General features: G+C 41.3%; 14 protein-coding genes. 8 read left to right on the top strand and 6 right to left on the bottom strand.

Features of this window, described 5'->3' with window-relative positions:
* Positions 1–4: 4 nt before the first annotated feature.
* Genes K2W90_01935 through K2W90_01925 form a run of 3 tightly spaced genes read right to left on the bottom strand, consistent with a single transcriptional unit; the run spans position 5 to position 4108 of the window.
* Complete coding sequence (locus tag K2W90_01935) at positions 5–1504, bottom strand: hypothetical protein (protein ID MBY0353101.1); 1500 nt, start codon at positions 1502–1504, stop codon at positions 5–7.
* Positions 1505–1525: 21 nt separating this feature from the next.
* Entirely contained in the window at positions 1526–2878 is a 1353-nt protein-coding gene (locus tag K2W90_01930) for a hypothetical protein (protein ID MBY0353100.1), read from the bottom strand.
* Positions 2879–2926: 48 nt separating this feature from the next.
* Entirely contained in the window at positions 2927–4108 is a 1182-nt protein-coding gene (locus K2W90_01925; GenBank protein MBY0353099.1) for a ComEC/Rec2 family competence protein, read from the bottom strand.
* A 79-nt stretch (positions 4109–4187) separates the two neighbouring features.
* Here K2W90_01925 and eno point away from each other — a divergent pair, with 79 nt between their 5' ends.
* Positions 4188–5435, top strand: coding sequence for a phosphopyruvate hydratase (eno, locus tag K2W90_01920; GenBank protein MBY0353098.1), 1248 nt, complete (start codon positions 4188–4190; stop codon positions 5433–5435).
* Here eno and K2W90_01915 read toward each other — a convergent pair.
* Both K2W90_01915 and K2W90_01910 read right to left on the bottom strand, forming a co-directional pair.
* Complete coding sequence (locus K2W90_01915) at positions 5432–6808, bottom strand: RtcB family protein (GenBank protein MBY0353097.1); 1377 nt, start codon at positions 6806–6808, stop codon at positions 5432–5434. The genes eno and K2W90_01915 overlap by 4 nt on opposite strands.
* A gap of 100 nt (positions 6809–6908) precedes the next feature.
* Positions 6909–8693 (bottom strand): hypothetical protein, encoded by a 1785-nt coding sequence (locus K2W90_01910; GenBank protein ID MBY0353096.1) that lies wholly within the window; start codon positions 8691–8693, stop codon positions 6909–6911.
* Between the two features lie 241 nt (positions 8694–8934).
* Here K2W90_01910 and K2W90_01905 point away from each other — a divergent pair, with 241 nt between their 5' ends.
* Together K2W90_01905 and K2W90_01900 are read left to right on the top strand one after the other, a co-directional pair.
* Positions 8935–9576, top strand: a complete 642-nt coding sequence (locus K2W90_01905; GenBank protein MBY0353095.1) for a hypothetical protein — start codon at positions 8935–8937, stop codon at positions 9574–9576.
* 180 nt (positions 9577–9756) lie between these two features.
* Positions 9757–10011, top strand: coding sequence for a hypothetical protein (locus K2W90_01900; protein MBY0353094.1), 255 nt, complete (start codon positions 9757–9759; stop codon positions 10009–10011).
* On the opposite strand, the gene gltX is transcribed toward K2W90_01900, so the two are convergent.
* The gene (gene gltX, locus K2W90_01895; protein ID MBY0353093.1) at positions 10008–11435 is read right to left on the bottom strand and encodes a glutamate--tRNA ligase; all 1428 of its coding nucleotides are present in this window, start codon (positions 11433–11435) and stop codon (positions 10008–10010) included. The two genes, K2W90_01900 and gltX, sit on opposite strands and share 4 nt — an antisense overlap.
* A gap of 180 nt (positions 11436–11615) precedes the next feature.
* Between gltX and K2W90_01890 the strand changes: the two genes are divergently transcribed.
* The 5 genes from K2W90_01890 (at position 11616) to K2W90_01870 (ending at position 15722) form a co-directional block, all read left to right on the top strand.
* The gene (locus tag K2W90_01890) at positions 11616–12593 is read left to right on the top strand and encodes a cysteine synthase family protein (protein MBY0353092.1); all 978 of its coding nucleotides are present in this window, start codon (positions 11616–11618) and stop codon (positions 12591–12593) included.
* The gene (locus K2W90_01885; protein MBY0353091.1) at positions 12586–13128 is read left to right on the top strand and encodes an ankyrin repeat domain-containing protein; all 543 of its coding nucleotides are present in this window, start codon (positions 12586–12588) and stop codon (positions 13126–13128) included. The genes K2W90_01890 and K2W90_01885 overlap by 8 nt, the downstream gene beginning before the upstream one ends.
* Positions 13129–13130: 2 nt before the next feature.
* Entirely contained in the window at positions 13131–13967 is an 837-nt protein-coding gene (gene dapF / locus K2W90_01880; GenBank protein ID MBY0353090.1) for a diaminopimelate epimerase, read from the top strand.
* Between the two features lie 79 nt (positions 13968–14046).
* Positions 14047–14985 carry a hypothetical protein gene (locus tag K2W90_01875; protein ID MBY0353089.1) on the top strand — a complete coding sequence of 313 codons (939 nt, stop codon included), beginning with the start codon at positions 14047–14049 and terminating at the stop codon, positions 14983–14985.
* A 29-nt stretch (positions 14986–15014) separates the two neighbouring features.
* On the top strand, positions 15015–15722 hold the full coding sequence (locus tag K2W90_01870) for a TIGR00730 family Rossman fold protein (protein MBY0353088.1): 708 nt from the start codon (positions 15015–15017) through the stop codon (positions 15720–15722).
* Position 15723: the final 1 nt, after the last annotated feature.

The following is a 15723-nucleotide window of genomic DNA, read 5'->3' as shown; positions in this document are numbered from 1 at the left end:
TGATTTAACTGTTTCCTAAGTTTCGCAAGTTAAGGCCAAATGTGTGTAAAAATTCTGACCACTGAGTTGTTTGGTCGAAAATGGTTGTGCGATAATAAGGGTCTATTGATCTGCGTGGAAAGTAAATAGCCAAGCCCTGGGCGTAAGGTAAATTTAGCCCAGCAATGTTTTTGATGATGATGCCTTCTAGCATGAGCGTAAGGCTTTGTTGAAGCAATCTTACTGTTTCGCTTATTTTTATAGTGCTTGCTTGAGTGAAGGGTTGGTCGGTCAGTAGTGCGCTCAATTTTTTTTCTAATGTCTGAAAAAAAAGACAAAAATCAATGTAATCTGGGTCGCCAAATTCGGTAGTAAAGCGTCTGCTGTAACGTATTGATTGTAATACTTGCGTCAATGTCTCAGGTTCTTGTTGAAGTAGATTTCTTAAATTTGCGGTTATTTGTTTTATGAGTTTTTCGAGTGATTCGTATGCAGTTAAATTTATTGCGGATTGTGTGTAGTCTGCGTTAAAATTTATATATTCTTGTTCGTATGCATTAACTAAATGGCATGCAAATTCTGCTGGTGAAAAACTGCGATGTAAAAAGGGTTCAAGAGCATAAATGTAGTTATGTCCTCCTCCTGGTTCAATTTCTTCAGAACCAACCATGTAGTGAACTGCACTTTTAATTTGTGAGCCAATTTCAACCATGGCCATGTGGCATGCGTCAAAAAACAACAGATCAATTTTTTTGTTATTCAGAGCGTTGGTGCAAATGGTATCGAGTGTATCTTTTAACTCTTGGTTAGTAATATATGTTTCAAACGTATCGTTAAACGCAATGCCACGTTCTTCAAGTTCTTCAAAATCGTGATCCAAAAGATGGCGATTAAGTTCCAAAAGACACGTTTGATGATTAAAGAAAAAAAATTCATCGCGATGAGAGATTATTTTTTTTCCCCAAATATGTGGGTCTTTAATACCAGAACCATGGTTCCACAAAACAAGAGCTTGTTGTTTTGCGGGGTAGGTTTCTAGGGCCCAAGTAACGAACTCAAGTAAACTTTGGGTTGTGCCGCTAATGGTAGCGGCGGTGTGGTTAAATGAACTGATTAAGACGGGATTGTCTTTTTCAATATAAAATCTACTAACATCTTCCATGCGGTAACCATCAAGTTGTACAACAATGTTAATGCGCTCATTTGAGCCAATATGGATCATTTGTTGTAAATTTTTAATACTAAAAGCATGCAGATTATTGTTAGCTGCCATGTAAACAATAATATTCCATTCTTTCGTTTGCTTGGCTTCTTGGCGAATTTGATCGTTGGTTTTTTTTGTTTTGGTAATGATAGAAGGTGGCGTTAAGGCAAAAGTGTTGTTGGTGAGCCATTTATTGAGCGCTGCGATGTAGGGGTAGTGGTTATTCAGTATTAACGAGGGTTTACTTGCTGTGCAAAAAAATGTAGTTGTGGCAAAGATACTGAATAATACTAATTTTTTTGTCGCGAGGCTTTTGAACATGCCAATGCCTTTTTTACGACGTTAAAATGTTAACTTCTGTTGCAGGTGATAGAAAAATGGTTCAAGAATTTGATCTGTTTTTTGTGTTTGCTCGCTGACAAAATTAAATAGTTTTTGTCCAAAACTTGTTCTGAGGTCTTGATTATCTAAAAGTTCTTGTGTTTGGTTGACCAGCTCTTGAACTGAAAATGTTGTGGCAAGCAAAGCAAAAAGTTTGTCGGTAATTTCTTCGGACCTGAATTCAGAATTTTTTGTTTGATACATAATGACCGCATTTTTCCAGATGGCGCTTTCGTGAATTTGTCTGAGAGAGTCTTGGTCATCAACAAAACTCATGGTTGCAAAGGCTTGCCAGAAAAATGAACTGCTTTCGGCACATGAAAAAACTATATCATTGTACTGTAGAAGACCATTTATGTTAGATAGTGTTTTTTCTATCTGTGTTGGATGAATATTAAAATCCGTTTCGTTTTCTAGTAATGCGATTGAGAGATCTTGCTGTGCAATGAGTTTGTTTATTTCGCTTTTCAAAGAAACGGCGCGTCCTGGAACAAAAACCATTTTGAGCGCAGAATTAGTGCTTTTTAGTTGTTTAAACAGGTCCAGATAGTCTTGTATTCGGGTTCTTTTGCGTGTGTGCACAAGTAGTATTTGGTTCTGTTTAAGTGTGTTGGCGAGTTGTTCTTGTTGGTTTATAGAGTCTGAATAGTAACGTTTTTTTTCAAAAATATTACATAAATAAAGAGGGCCGATTGGAATAATATGTGGTTCAATAATACCAACATTGCGAAATGCTTCTAAATCTTCTTCAGTATCAGTATAAATACCGTTTAGTGCGTTAAACACGGGATTGTATAAATAATTTGAAGTATACAAAACACGTTCAATTTGCTGAGCAACCTTGCCGCCAAAAAGATAGATAGGTGTTTTGTACAAAAGTCCTAAAAGCACCAGGCTCGGTAGCACGGTGTTGCCAATGGGTAGGATAACTTTGGGTCTAATTTTTCTAAAATTATAACTGATTGTGTCTAGATCGTCGTGTGGTATAACTTTGGTGCAGTAGGGGTTAAAAAACTGGTCAGCAACTTTTTTTGCTTCAAACGTTAACGAAGAAACAAAGCATTCGGTATATGGGAAGCGTTTTTTTAGTTTAAAAATAAAGCCAAGGGCTGCTAATAAATCTTCGGTATTGTGGGTATGAATCCAGATGTTTTTTTCGTTTTGGTCGTAGTCGTCATCAAAAAAAGCGTTGCTGTTGCTTGAGTTATTAAAATACGATGGCTTGGTGTAAGCGCTGGCAAAAAGAGATCTTGTAATGAGTGTGCCAAGTAAGAGAACAAGAGAAAGTTTTTGAGAAAATCTTCTTGTTTTCATGAATACCCCGTGGGAAAGTAAGAGGGTTATGGTTAAAACAAAGGATAGCTAGGTTGTTCGAGCAAGCCAGGCCAAAGTAAATGTTAGACCAAAGGTGAGTTGAAAATCAAGAAAAAAAAGCTGAATTGGATTAAATAATAAAATAAGTAGACAGGTCAACGTGAGCAGGTGGAGAAAGTTTGTTTGTCGTGACAAAATAGCGCCAAGCTGAGTTAAGACAAAAACAAGAAATGCGCGAATAAACGAAATACTGATCCAGCTGAGCATGCAGTAGCAAAAACAGCATGACAAAAGAATAAACCGTTTGCATTGAAGCGGCAAGGGCATGAGGTTAAGCAAAAAAGTCCACATAAAAATAAAGAGTACAATGTGTAGGCCTGAGCGTGCCAAAAAATGTGCCAAACCCCACTGATTAAATAAGGCGCGCAGTGAATCGTATTTGGCAAAGTACTTATTCCCTAAAAATATCAGCGAAAAATAAGTAAAAGCGGTGTATGAGAGTTTTTGTTGGCAGGCATGGTAAAGATTCATTTTTTGTTTCCACAACCAACGGTTGAGCGACCATGTTGGCCGGCTTTCTAGTGTGTATGTTGTTTGATGATCAACAAAAAGCGAGCACAGGGCATCTTCTTTTATGAGATAATCAAAGAACGTTGGCTTGTCGCTGATTGAAGGCGTTTGTGATGTTTTGAGTATAACATTATTAAGCGAGACGGTGTCACTTGGCGCCAAGTCAGTAATTTTTTTTGAGTAGCACAAAATATTAAATGAAACCGGAATTTTTTCGCTGTTAAGTTTGATCTGGTGTACATCTAATCGCCATTGTTCTTTAAAAATGCCGGCACACTCTTCCTTATTGGTTATAGTTCCGTGCAGCGTTAGCGGTCTGTTGCCGTAGCGCAGCAATAATGTTTCAGCATGATTTTTTTGGTGTTGAAAAATACAGGCACCCACTAAGCAAAAGACGGGCATTAATACATGAAGTTGTGAAATATCCTGAACGCATAGCGCAATAAGCGAGCTGGTGATTATGCCGAGTCCGACCAGCGGCAAAGGGATAGCAAAAAATGATTGTAAAAAAATCCCGCTTATCAGGCTTACCAGCAATAAAAACAAAAAATTTGGCCGTAGAGCTTGGTGCGGTTTTATAATGAGGCAGTACCACGCAAGAGCCAGGGTTGCGCTTGGGAGTGCAATGCGAAAAAAGATATTAACAGTGTTTATCAGCATGGTTGTTTGCAAAACCCTTGTTAGAGTGTAGTACTATGGAACAGTATCTTAGCACAATCATGTAAATTAGAAAGTGGCTATGAAGATAAAAAGCCTTATGGGCCGCCAAATTTTTGATTCTAGAGGGTTTCCTACCCTTGAATGTTTGTTAGAAATGGAAAATGGTGTTGTAGTTCAATCAAGCGTTCCTGCTGGTGCCTCGGTGGGGCATTATGAGGCATGTGAGTTGCGTGATGGGGACAAAAAAGTTTTTAATGGCTTGGGTGTTTTAAAGGCTGTTCATACTCTTGAAACAATTATTGCGCCGGTTTTATGCAAAAAAACTCCTGATCTTATGGTAATGGACGCGCTATTGATTGAGCTTGACGGTACGCCCAACAAAGCGCATTTGGGTGCCAATACAACCTTGGCAGCAAGTATTGCTGTTGCGCGTGCTCAGGCGCATGTGCGGGGTTGTCAGGATTATGCCTTACTTGGTGCATTATTTCAACAAAAGCCCACACTGCCTCGTTGCATGGTGAATATTTTGAATGGTGGTATGCATGCTGACAATGGGCTTGTTTTTCAGGAATTTATGATTATGCCTGCTAAGTGTGTGAGTATGAGTGAGACCGTATCGATTATTTTTAATATTTATCAAGCACTTAAACATTTATTGCACAATGCTGGTCATATAACAACCGTTGGTGATGAAGGTGGTTTTGCGCCTAATTTTGGACAAAGAGGTTTAAAAAAACACTATGCAGCACTTGATTTTTTAGTCCAAGCTATTGAGCGTGCAGGGTTTACCTGTGATGATGTTTCTATTTGTTTAGACGCGGCAGCAAATTATTTTTATGATACTCAAGCAAAGCGATATGTTATTGAAGGTGATTTTTTAACCAGTGCCGACTTAGTTGCTTTTTATGAGGAACTGATACAACGGTATCCAATTGTTTCTATTGAAGATGGCATGAGCGAGGATGACTGGAGTGGTTGGCAGCTTTTGACTGAAAGATTGGGCAATAAAATACATTTGATTGGCGATGATATTTTTGTAACATCAACTGAAAAATTACTTCATGGTGTTGAAGAGGGGGTTGCAAATGGTGTGCTGATTAAGCCAAATCAGCGCGGTACTATTTCTGAGGCATATGCAGCGTTGGCGCTTGGCAGCAATGCTGAGTATCTGACTGTTGCTTCGCATCGTTCTGGCGAAACTAACGATCCATTTATTGCTGACTTTGTTGTTGGTTGTGCTGCTGGGTATCTTAAGGCTGGTGCTTGTGTGCGTGGTGAGCGGGTAGCAAAATATAATCGGTTGTTGGAGATAGAAAAAGCGCTTTAACCTTTTATGACGGCACAGGGGCGCAGGCGCGCAACTTTGCGCGCAATGCCTGCTTTATCAACAACGTGCACAACTTCATCAATATCTTTGTAGGCCTGTGGTGCTTCTTCAGCCAACTCTTTGATTGAGCCGGCTTTGATGTGAATGCCGGCGGCAAAAAGTTCATCGTGCAATACTTTGCCGTTAATACTGTTTTTTGCTGCGTGGCGCGACATGCGTCGACCAGCACCATGGCACGACGAGCCAAAAGATTGTAGCATGCCGGCGTTTGTGCCTGCCAGCACGTACGATGCGGTGCCCATGCTTCCGGGTATTAGGACTGGCTGGCCAATAGCGCGATATTCTGGTGCTAGTTCTTCATGGCCGGGACCAAATGCCCGTGTTGCGCCTTTACGGTGTACAATAAGTTTTTTTTGTTTTCCGTTGATGGTATGCGTTTCTATTTTTGCAATATTGTGAGCAACGTCATAAACAAGGTTGAGGGTGCCACATGCGCCACCCAATTCTTCGTGCCAGGCTTTACGCATGGCCCAGGTAATTTTTTGTCGGTTTGCCCAGGCAAAATTTGCTGCTGCTGCCATTGCGTGAAAATAATTGGTGCCCTCAGGGCTAGAAAGTGGTACGCAAGCAAGCTCGCGATCGGGTACTGTTATGCCATATTTTTCTTCCATCACGTCCATCATAATGCGAATATAGTCAGTGGCTACTTGATGTCCCAGCCCGCGTGAGCCGGTGTGGATGAGTACGACTACTTGATTTTTAAAAAGACCAAAGGTCTGTGCTGCTTGTTCGTCATAAATTTCTTCAACATAATCAATTTCTGCAAAATGATTTCCTGAGCCCAGCGTGCCAAGTTGGTCAAGCCCGCGCTTTTTTGCAAAATCAGAAACTTTACTGGGGTCGGCATTTTTTAAACGACCTTGTGATTCAATGTGTAAAAGATCGTTTGGTTCGCCAAAACCTTCTGCCACCATCCAACCAGCGCCGTGTGTTAAAACTTGATCAAGTTCTTTGATTGAAAGTGCAACAGTGTTACTTTTGCCAACGCCGGAAGGAATCCATTTGTACATTTTTTTGCAAAGACCAGAAAGATTTTTTTTGATCAATTCAAGTGGAATACTTGAGCGCAAAAGCCTGACGCCGCAATTAATGTCATAGCCAATACCACCTGGAGAAATGACGCCATTAGGATATTCGGTAGCGGCAACGCCGCCAATGGGAAAGCCATAACCTTCGTGTGCGTCTGGCATTGCTAAAGCCATGCCTACAATGCCGGGAAGTGTTGCAATGTTTGCAAGCTGGCTTAAGCTGCGGTCATTTAACATTTCGTTGAGCATTTTTTCAGTTGCAAAAATGCGCGCTGGTACACGCATGTCAAGACTAGTTGTTTTTGGAATTTCCCATAAAATATCAGAGATTTTTATAAGCATTTCTTTGGTAATAACCATACTATTTTAGTTATCAAATACTGTTTTAGTTTGCATTGTTATAGTCCAAATATCCACTTACTTCAACACGTGCGCCGCTAAAGACATAGAGTGTAGCATCATTATTGGTTGTATTGTCTCCAAATGTTACCGCTTCAGTACGGGAAATATTAGGAGTTGTGCCATCTGCTAAGAAGTTTTTAATGGTGCACTTATTATCAAAAGCCATGGTTCCGCGGACAACTTGTAGCCCATTAACAGGGGCTTCCAGTGTTGCATTATCCAAATAAAAGAATGATGTTGTATCAGCAAAGCGCATCAGTGTTCTGTCAGTATGACTGGCTCCTCCGCCAGGGATGTATCTGAATATTGAAGCAGGATTACAGATGAGCGCTGAATTTGAAGCGATATACATAGGATACATTGATTCGTAAATAAACTTATTGGTACCGCATAAATTAACATCTTCATGAATAAATAACTTACCATCGGCAAAGTTGAAGTTTTGATCCAAGAAAATTGTTGAGTTTGCCAGAGCCAGAGCCGCAGTTCCCGCTCCTTCTAAGTCTATTTGAACGCTCGACAAGTTCTTGAGGTTGACGTTTTTGAGTGTGAAGGTAACGCCAGCTGAAACTACAAATTTTGAACCTGTATCAAGGATTATGTTGTTACCTTGAGCATCGATAATGGTATTAGTATCGATACGAACTGTTTTATTTACAGGAATGGTCAAGCTGCCTGTCAAAATTAATGTGTACCCATTCCCTTTTAAGAGCCCGCCATTGGTAAAGTAAACATCGGCTCCAAAATAAACATCACTGCCAAATGATAATACGCCGGTGTTGTTCAGGTTTATTTTGCCGCTTATTGGAAGAGGATCGTTAAATGTTAGTGTTTTGCCAGCGGTAACACTTAACCCTGCTTTGTAGTAATTGAGGGCGCAAATATTGGTTGATGCTAGAAAATTTGAATGGTTGGTGAAGATGTGTGCTATGCGTTCAAGGGTTATTATTGCGCTACTGTTTTGTTTTGCCAATGCCGATGGTACTGAACCGGCAGCAAATGCATTACTGTTAGTTCTTACTTGGCTCTTCAATGTAATAATAGCATTACTGTTTGCTGTTATTTGCATGCATTTAAGAATAATCGCATTACTGTTTTGAATGGATAACTGAGAGGTGCCTCCAGCATTAACAGCGTTACTGGTAGTTCTAACGATAGGCCCCATGGCGTTGATAGCGGCACTGTTTTGTTTGACGAGTGTTGAGTAGCGGTTAATAGTATTACTAGTTTGTTTAACAAGAGGAGTTAGAACGTTAATTAAGTTACTAGTAGTTCTGACGATAGGGCCCATGGCGTTGATAGCAGCACTGTTTTGTTTGACGAGCGTTGAGTAGCGGTTAATAGTATTACTAGTTTGTTTAACAAGTGGGTAAATGCCATTAATGGCGTTACTGTTAACTCGAACGAGATAAACCATGGCATTACTGGTGGTGCGGACAAAGCGTGCAAGCGCGTTGATGGCGTTACTGTTGTTGTAAACCAAGTTTGTGGGTGCTGCCGTGCCGCCTGTTCCAATAAGTGTGCCCGCAGAGTAAGCCTCTGTCCAACTTGAAGGAGCGTTATTACCGTATGAAAGAACGATAGAGTCTTGTGTCCAGCCAGTGATTCCTGATACGCTACCAAGTCGAAGTGCGGATGTTCCAGCATTGCTATTAATGATAAGGTTAGTATCGCGATTGGCAAAATCTAGAAGGCAGAAAAGTTGTGAAGGAGTTGTTATTATGACGCATAAAAAAACAAAAAATATTTTACAAAAATAATTCTTCATCTCTCTTTTTTTCCTTTTTTTTTAATCAAAAATTGACAATGCGTTATTTGCGCCATTTCGTTTTTGATTTTTTTGATCTTAGCATTCGCCTTCTGTTTGTACAATGGTTTTGAAATAAAAGCTGTGCTCCCTTTATTATCTGCTGCACAGAATCAGTCTTTTATTGACTCAGGTAGCAAATTTATATTATTTTTAGCTGGTAAGGTTGGGGAATCTGAGGGTTTGAGGAAAAGGAGTTAAAATGAATGTTCGTAGTTTAAGTTTGGTTTCTTTGTTTTTGGTGATGAGTTATCAATGTCAGGGAGTTGATATTCGTGATTTGTCTAGCCAGCAGTCAACTGAAATTGGCCAGGGAGTTGTTGAGCGTGTCAAAGATTCAAAAGATGAGTTGCTCAGGTTTTTGGCAGTTGTTGAGTGGACAGACTGGAGTACGTTAGCGCGGTATTATCAAGATGCAACGGCTGCGTTAAAACGGTTTGGTGATTTATATCCAGAGCAGTTGAAACAAACAAGTAAGCCCGCTGTGGTTGCTGTTCCGGTAGAAAAGCCGTCAGAGCTACCTGCTGCAAAACTGGCAGTTGTGGTTCCTGAAGCACCAAAAATCCCTGAAATACCAAAAGCTGAAACAGCTGAAGAACCAGAAGAAGAAACTGCTGTTGAAGAAGAAGATGCGACAACTGAAGAAGGATCAACTGAAGAAGAAGCAGCTCCAGAAGAAGAAACTGAGGCACTTGGCATGAGTGGGGCTAATGAACCAGAAGAAGCGCCAAGTGAAGAAGAATTAGTCGAAGAAGAAGTTGTTCAAGAGCCAGCTGAAGAAAGCGCGCCAGAAGTAGAAGAAGTAGTTGCTCCCGCACCAGAAACAGAAGAAGCAGCAGAATAAGGGGCCAAATAGGCGCGATTTGTCCTGTTTTTTAAAAAAATATAGTATCAAAAAATGCCTCACTTTAGGGATAAAGTGAGGCATTTTTTTAAGACTTTTACAATTGAGGCCATGCCAAGTACACTGGTACATAACAAGGACGGAAAAATAGGGCCTTTATAGCCGTGGGGGTATGAGATCATGTATTGCAAATATTATCAAGCACAAGTGCTTAAAGAAAAGACATGGTTGGTCATAGGTGTTTTCCGCAATGAAGATAACGTTGCTTTTGCGCGTGCCTTGGAAGGCCGCAGAAACGTTATCGAGTTCTTTGTTCCCGACAGCCAAGAGGAACAATTTCTGCACGTTATTGACTGTTTAATGGAAAAAGGGGCTATTCTTTCTTGTGAAGAAAAGCCAAACAGGATCAAAGAGGATGATCTGGCCATTAGTTAGTTCATAGATAAACGTTGTTCAACAAGAGCAGGCTGCAGTACATTGAGAAGATCTTTAATGCCAATACCTTGGAACTGACCGGTTAGCAGGTATCGTATTGAGCCAAAGAGTTCTTTCATGCTAATCCCGTGTTCTTTCCCAAGTGTTTTTAGGTGTTCGAGAAAAAGTTCGGTATTGGGTAGGTATTGTTTACACGCTTCAATGCTGCGCAAAATATGTTCTGTTTTTTCTGCGCCAACATGTGCCACAAGGTCTTCTTTGTGAACGATTGGTGTGTCAAAATAAAAGGCAGCTAATGAAACAATATCGTTCAACGTCTTCAATTCTGGTTTTAAAAGCGTAATTAAATTTTCAAGCTCTTGTGGGTTTGTCTCACTGCTTGCAGGAATTTCTTTGTGCAACAAGCCTTTTAATTGTTCCATCATTTCATAAGAATTAGTGCGTGATATCCATTGATGGTTAATCCACGTCAACTTTTCAAGGTCATATTTCATTGAGCTGCTGGCGTGCAGGTGTGAGAAATCGAAATTTTTGCCCAACTCTTCAAGTGATTGAATTTCTTCTTTAAATGATGCTCCAATAATTGCCAAATAATTAACAATAGCAGCAGGCAAGAAGCCGGCTTCTTTTAAATCTTCAAGGCTGAAGCCAAAGTCACGTTTAGAGAGTTTTTCTCCGGTGCTGTTACAAATAATTGGCAAGTGCCAAAATATTGGTAAAGGCAAAGAAAATGCGTGATAGAGCTCTGCTTGCATGGCTGTATTTGTTAAGTGATCTTCGCCGCGAATAACATGCGAAATTTCCATAAGCCAGTCGTCAACAAAGTTGGCAAACATAAACGTTGAAGTACCGCTTGTTCTGGTCAGCGCAAAGTCTGAAAAGTTTTTCATATCAAAAAGAACGTTGCCTTTTGCCATGTCAGAGATAGTGACAGAGTGCCCTTCTTCAATTTTGCAGCGCCAAATGAATGGGAGTGCAGCAGCAAGCTTTTCTTGAATTTGAGCTTCGGTGTAGCGCAGGCAGGTGCGGTCGTAGCGTGGTGGTTGTTTGAGTGCAATTTGGCGAGCGCGCTTGTGCTCGAGCTCTTCAATGGTACAAAAGCAGCGGTAAGCGCGCTTCATGTCGATAAGGAGCGCTAATTTTTCTTGGTAAAGATGTTCGCGTTCAGATTGTAGGTATGGCTCGTAAGGACCCCCTTTGTAGGGACCTTCTGTGTACTCAAGTCCAAGCCATTCAAGATCGCTCAAAATTTTTGCGCGTGCTTCGTCAAGATTTCTTTTTTCGTCCGTGTCTTCAATGCGCAAAATAAATGTACCATTTTGGTTTTTGGCAAAAAGATAATTCATGAGTGCTGCTCGAACATTACCTAAATGCATAAATCCGGTTGGTGATGGTGCAAAGCGAACGCGAATTTTTTCAGCCATGAGCGACCTCTTTTTTCAGTGATACCGTCAAACATCATTGTTCTGTACGATTAATTATCGCGCTAATCTCGCATAATTGCAACTGGCATAAGATCGAGGTGGCAAGAATTAAAAAAAGGTTTTACACTAAGCGATACCTTTTTTAGTCCTGTAGATCGTCAAAAAAGTAGGATTTTAATTATGAATGAAACAACCAAAAGATATAAGAGTATGCTTGATATGATTGGCAATACGCCAATCGTTAAGCTTGATCTTGGCGTGCGCCCAACGGTTCTTGCCAAGCTGGAATTTTTAAATCCAGGCGGTAGCATTAAAGACCGTAGTGCTTTGTTTATGGTGGAAGAAGCTGAGCGCACCGGTAAGCTTAAACCGGGTGGCACTATTGTTGAAGCAACGTCGGGTAACCAAGGCATAGCACTGGCCATGATTGGCGCGGTCAAAGGCTATCGCGTTATTATTACCGTGCCAGACAGAACCGCCGAAGAAAAAATAGCAATTTTGCGTGCTTATGGTGCCGAAGTACATGTGTGCCCAAATGCTGATTCGCATCACGACCCGCGTGGGTACCATGCGCGCGCCGAAGCTATTTTGGCTCAAACGCCGGGCGCATTTATGCCCAACCAATATTTCAATCCGCTCAACCGGATGGCGCATTATGCTTCAACTGGTCCTGAAATTTGGCAGCAAACCAATGGCAGCGTAACGCATGTTATTGCTGGCGCTGGCACCACCGGTACCATGTGCGGCATTGCGCAGTACCTGAAAGAACAAAACAAAAATATTAAAGTTGTTGGCGTTGATGCGGCAACCTCGTTTTACTCCTCGCCAAATCCAAAGGCTTATAAAGTTGAGGGGTTGGGCATTGACGTGATGAGCGATGTTTTTGTTGAATCACTGATTGATACCATTGTGCCCATCACCGACGAAGATGCTTTTGCTATGACGCGCAGAGCTGCGCAAGATTACGGTTTGCTGGTTGGTATTAGCAGCGGGGCTGTGTTGCACGTTGCGCTTGAATATGCCAAAGGACTTGATGAAAATGACGTGGTTGTTGTCATATTGGCAGACTCTGGCCGTTCGTACTTGAAAAAGGTTTTTATGGCTGAAGAAGCAAAAAAAACAGCTTTTCAAGTTGTGGGAGAAGTAGCACATGATTAAAAAATCATTTGTACTTTTCTTTACTTCTTTTTTGCTGGCAGGTTCGGCGAGTTCGAGTGCTGCGCCGATGCTTACTTCGGATTATATATCTGATGAAGTAACGTCGGTTCTTCAGCATTTTTACACTATTTTTACGCCGCGTAATCAGCATGAATTAAGATTCAGCCCGAGCTCTTTTTGTAGTGGTTTGGGGCATCGGTCAGGGTGTATTTCTCCACAATCAATAAGTAATACGCTTGCGCATATCTCTTCTTGCAAAGGATATAGCGAGCATTCAGAGATTCTTTTTAATCTTGTTGTTGATCCCAATGTTCGAGATAGTAAGTATGGCCGATCACCCCTGCATTGGGCAGTCTATTGGGAAAATATTGAAGCGATAAAGCTGCTTTTTGCAAGAGGAGCTAATCCAACGCTGGAAGATAATAACGGAGTAACGCCTGCAATGGTTGCTGCAAGTAAAGGATTTTTGAAATGGGCGCAAGCGTTGCAGAATGCAGAGGTTGAATGGCGCAAAAATCATCCAGTTGATCAATAATTATGTTACTAAAAAATTTTCTTAAATATCAATCGTTGGGCAACGATTTTATTATTTTAGACTGGTACAAAAAGCCCGATATGTACATTCAAAGTATGCTAGGCAGTCAGCGCTGGCATGACTTTGTGGTGAGCGTTTGCAATAGAAATACTGGCGTTGGTGCCGATGGTGTTTTAGTTTTAAAAACAGACCCAAGCCGTCATTTGCACGAGATGCTGATTTTTAATGCCGATGGATCGCAAGCGCAGATGTGTTTAAATGGCTTGCGGTGTATGGTGCATTATTTATTTACGCAGTACGGGCAGAGCAATACTATTGCTCTGCGGGTTGGTCAGCGCATTATTACTAATCAGGTTGAAGGCGCGCGTGACAAGCTTGAAGACTTGACGATAACTACCAATGTTGGCGTGGCACATTATCAAGATACCTGCTCAATCAAAATTGAAAACGAATCGCTTCAGGGACATTGTGTTGACGTGGGCAATCCACATTTTGTGGTGATGCAACAAAAAGATCGTGCGTGGCTTTTACAGCATGGGCAGGCAATTGAGCGGCATAAGAGTTTTGCGCATGGTACCAACGTTGAGTTTGTGTGGCGCGATGACAAAGAGCCTGATCTTTACCATCTGTTGGTGCACGAGCGCGGGTGTGGTATGACGCAGGCATGTAGTTCTGGTGCGGCAGCGGTGCTCCGTGTTTTGATGCAACAAAAAGAGTTGGTGGCTGGCAATGTGGTGCGCATAAGTATGCCGGGTGGTGCGGTGCTTGGCTGGTGCAACGAGCAAGGCGAGATTTTTTTAAAGGCTCAGGCTACCTGTGTTTTTCAGGGAAATTTTTAGATTGCTTTGATAGTTAGTTTTTGATTGACTAAGCTTGGTGCCAGATAAGAAAAGGTTAAAAAAGAGGAGCAGGTAGGCCATGGCAAAGTCGATACGAAGAATTGTTGAAGAAAAATCAGTACAAATTCCTGCTGCTGTTTCACAGGCTTTGCATCAGGAATATGAAAAAAATTATTTAAACGTAACCGCCAGTTCTGGCCGGTTATTTCTTTTTGCGGCTGACCAAAAGATAGAGCATTTAAATCAAGATTTTTATGGCAAGGGCATTGCAAGCGAAGCTGCAGACCCCGAGCATTTGTTTGAAATTGCGAGCAAGGCCCGCATTGGTGCTTTTGCCACGCAGCTTGGCTTGATTAGTAAGTATGGTAAAGATTATGCTAACGTTTCTTACATCGTAAAAATGAACAGCAAAACAAATTTAGTTTCTGCTCAAAATGGCGATCCGATTAGTCGCTTGTTGTATACGATTGACGATGTTTTAGAATTCAAAAAAAACTCCGGCTTAAACATTGCGGGCGTTGGGTATACCGTTTATTTGGGCAGTTTGCATGAATCGGCCATGTTGGCCGAGGCAGCGCATGTTATGTATCAAGCACAGCGAAATGGGTTGGTAACTATTTTGTGGTGCTACCCGCGTGGCAAAGCGGTTACGCAAGAACGTCACGAAAGTATTATTGCGGGCGCGGCAGGTGTGGGCGCGGCTCTGGGTGTAGATTTTGTAAAAGTTAATATTCCTGACGCGAGCAGTGGTTTTGAAAGTGCGCAGCGCCTGGTACAAGCTACAACGGCTGCTGGTCGCACCAAAGTTATTTGTGCTGGCGGTCCACAAAAAAACGCACATTCGTTTCTTGAAGATTTGTATCATCAAATTCATACCGGCGGTACCAGTGGTGTTGCCATTGGTCGCAACATTTTTCAAAAGCCACTCAAAGAGGCCTTAAATTTCTGTTCTGCTGTTGCAAAAATAGTTATCGACGATGCAGATGTTGAAAAGGCAAAAGCGTTGTTAAAAGGATAATAGCTTGGTTTGCGTGAGGAGATAGGACTATGTTGCGACGCTTAAAATATTACATGCGATTTTTAGGAAGTTTGTTTCACATTAACATTCGTCTTTTGTGGGGTATGTGGAAGCTTACCAAATTGCCGCAACCAACAATTACCATCTTTGGTGGTTCGCGCATTGATGCCAACAGTATTTATGCACAAAAAGCGCGCGAGCTTTCAAAAATGTTAGTAGAGGCGGGTTTTTCTATTATCACTGGTGGCGGGCCGGGTATTATGGAAGCAGCAAATGAAGGAGCTATTGATTACTTGCGTGAATGTAATATCAAAAATGGTGCACATTGCCAACCAATTGTTTCTGCTGGTATTGGTTTGGTTCGCTTGAACAAAGAAAAACCCAATCCCTACGTTCAAGAAAGTATTATTATGGACCATTTCTTTACACGTAAATGGTTGCTTGTGCGCTATTCTGTTGGCTTTGCAATATTTCCTGGTGGGTTTGGAACACTGGATGAATTGTTTGAAATTGTAACACTGATGCAAACAGGTTATATGCAAAGAGCGCCCATTTTACTTGTTGAAAGCGCTTATTGGCAGCCAATTATTCAGTGGATAGAAGAAAAATCTTTGGCAGAAAACTTAATAATTCCAGAAGATCGCAATATTATACAAGTGGTTGATACCGTTCAAACGGCATTTCACATTATCAAAGAACATTGCAGCAAGATGCATGACTGCAATAATCAAAAGTAAA

The sequence above is a fragment of the Candidatus Babeliales bacterium genome (assembly GCA_019749895.1).
In the GTDB taxonomy this organism is placed as follows: domain Bacteria; phylum Babelota; class Babeliae; order Babelales; family RVW-14; genus AaIE-18.
The sequence above is the reverse complement of the archived record's forward strand: the minus strand, read 5'-3'. Positions and strand labels throughout refer to the sequence as shown.

Coding starts and splice junctions, on each gene's coding strand:
- K2W90_01935 (MBY0353101.1), bottom strand. CDS start 1,504: ATGTTCAAAAGCCTCGCGACAAAAAAATTAGTATTATTCAGTATCTTT.
- K2W90_01930 (MBY0353100.1), bottom strand. CDS start 2,878: ATGAAAACAAGAAGATTTTCTCAAAAACTTTCTCTTGTTCTCTTACTT.
- K2W90_01925 (MBY0353099.1), bottom strand. CDS start 4,108: ATGCTGATAAACACTGTTAATATCTTTTTTCGCATTGCACTCCCAAGC.
- eno (MBY0353098.1), top strand. CDS start 4,188: ATGAAGATAAAAAGCCTTATGGGCCGCCAAATTTTTGATTCTAGAGGG.
- K2W90_01915 (MBY0353097.1), bottom strand. CDS start 6,808: ATGCGTGTACCAGCGCGCATTTTTGCAACTGAAAAAATGCTCAACGAA.
- K2W90_01910 (MBY0353096.1), bottom strand. CDS start 8,693: ATGAAGAATTATTTTTGTAAAATATTTTTTGTTTTTTTATGCGTCATA.
- K2W90_01905 (MBY0353095.1), top strand. CDS start 8,935: ATGAATGTTCGTAGTTTAAGTTTGGTTTCTTTGTTTTTGGTGATGAGT.
- K2W90_01900 (MBY0353094.1), top strand. CDS start 9,757: ATGTATTGCAAATATTATCAAGCACAAGTGCTTAAAGAAAAGACATGG.
- gltX (MBY0353093.1), bottom strand. CDS start 11,435: ATGGCTGAAAAAATTCGCGTTCGCTTTGCACCATCACCAACCGGATTT.
- K2W90_01890 (MBY0353092.1), top strand. CDS start 11,616: ATGAATGAAACAACCAAAAGATATAAGAGTATGCTTGATATGATTGGC.
- K2W90_01885 (MBY0353091.1), top strand. CDS start 12,586: ATGATTAAAAAATCATTTGTACTTTTCTTTACTTCTTTTTTGCTGGCA.
- dapF (MBY0353090.1), top strand. CDS start 13,131: ATGTTACTAAAAAATTTTCTTAAATATCAATCGTTGGGCAACGATTTT.
- K2W90_01875 (MBY0353089.1), top strand. CDS start 14,047: ATGGCAAAGTCGATACGAAGAATTGTTGAAGAAAAATCAGTACAAATT.
- K2W90_01870 (MBY0353088.1), top strand. CDS start 15,015: ATGTTGCGACGCTTAAAATATTACATGCGATTTTTAGGAAGTTTGTTT.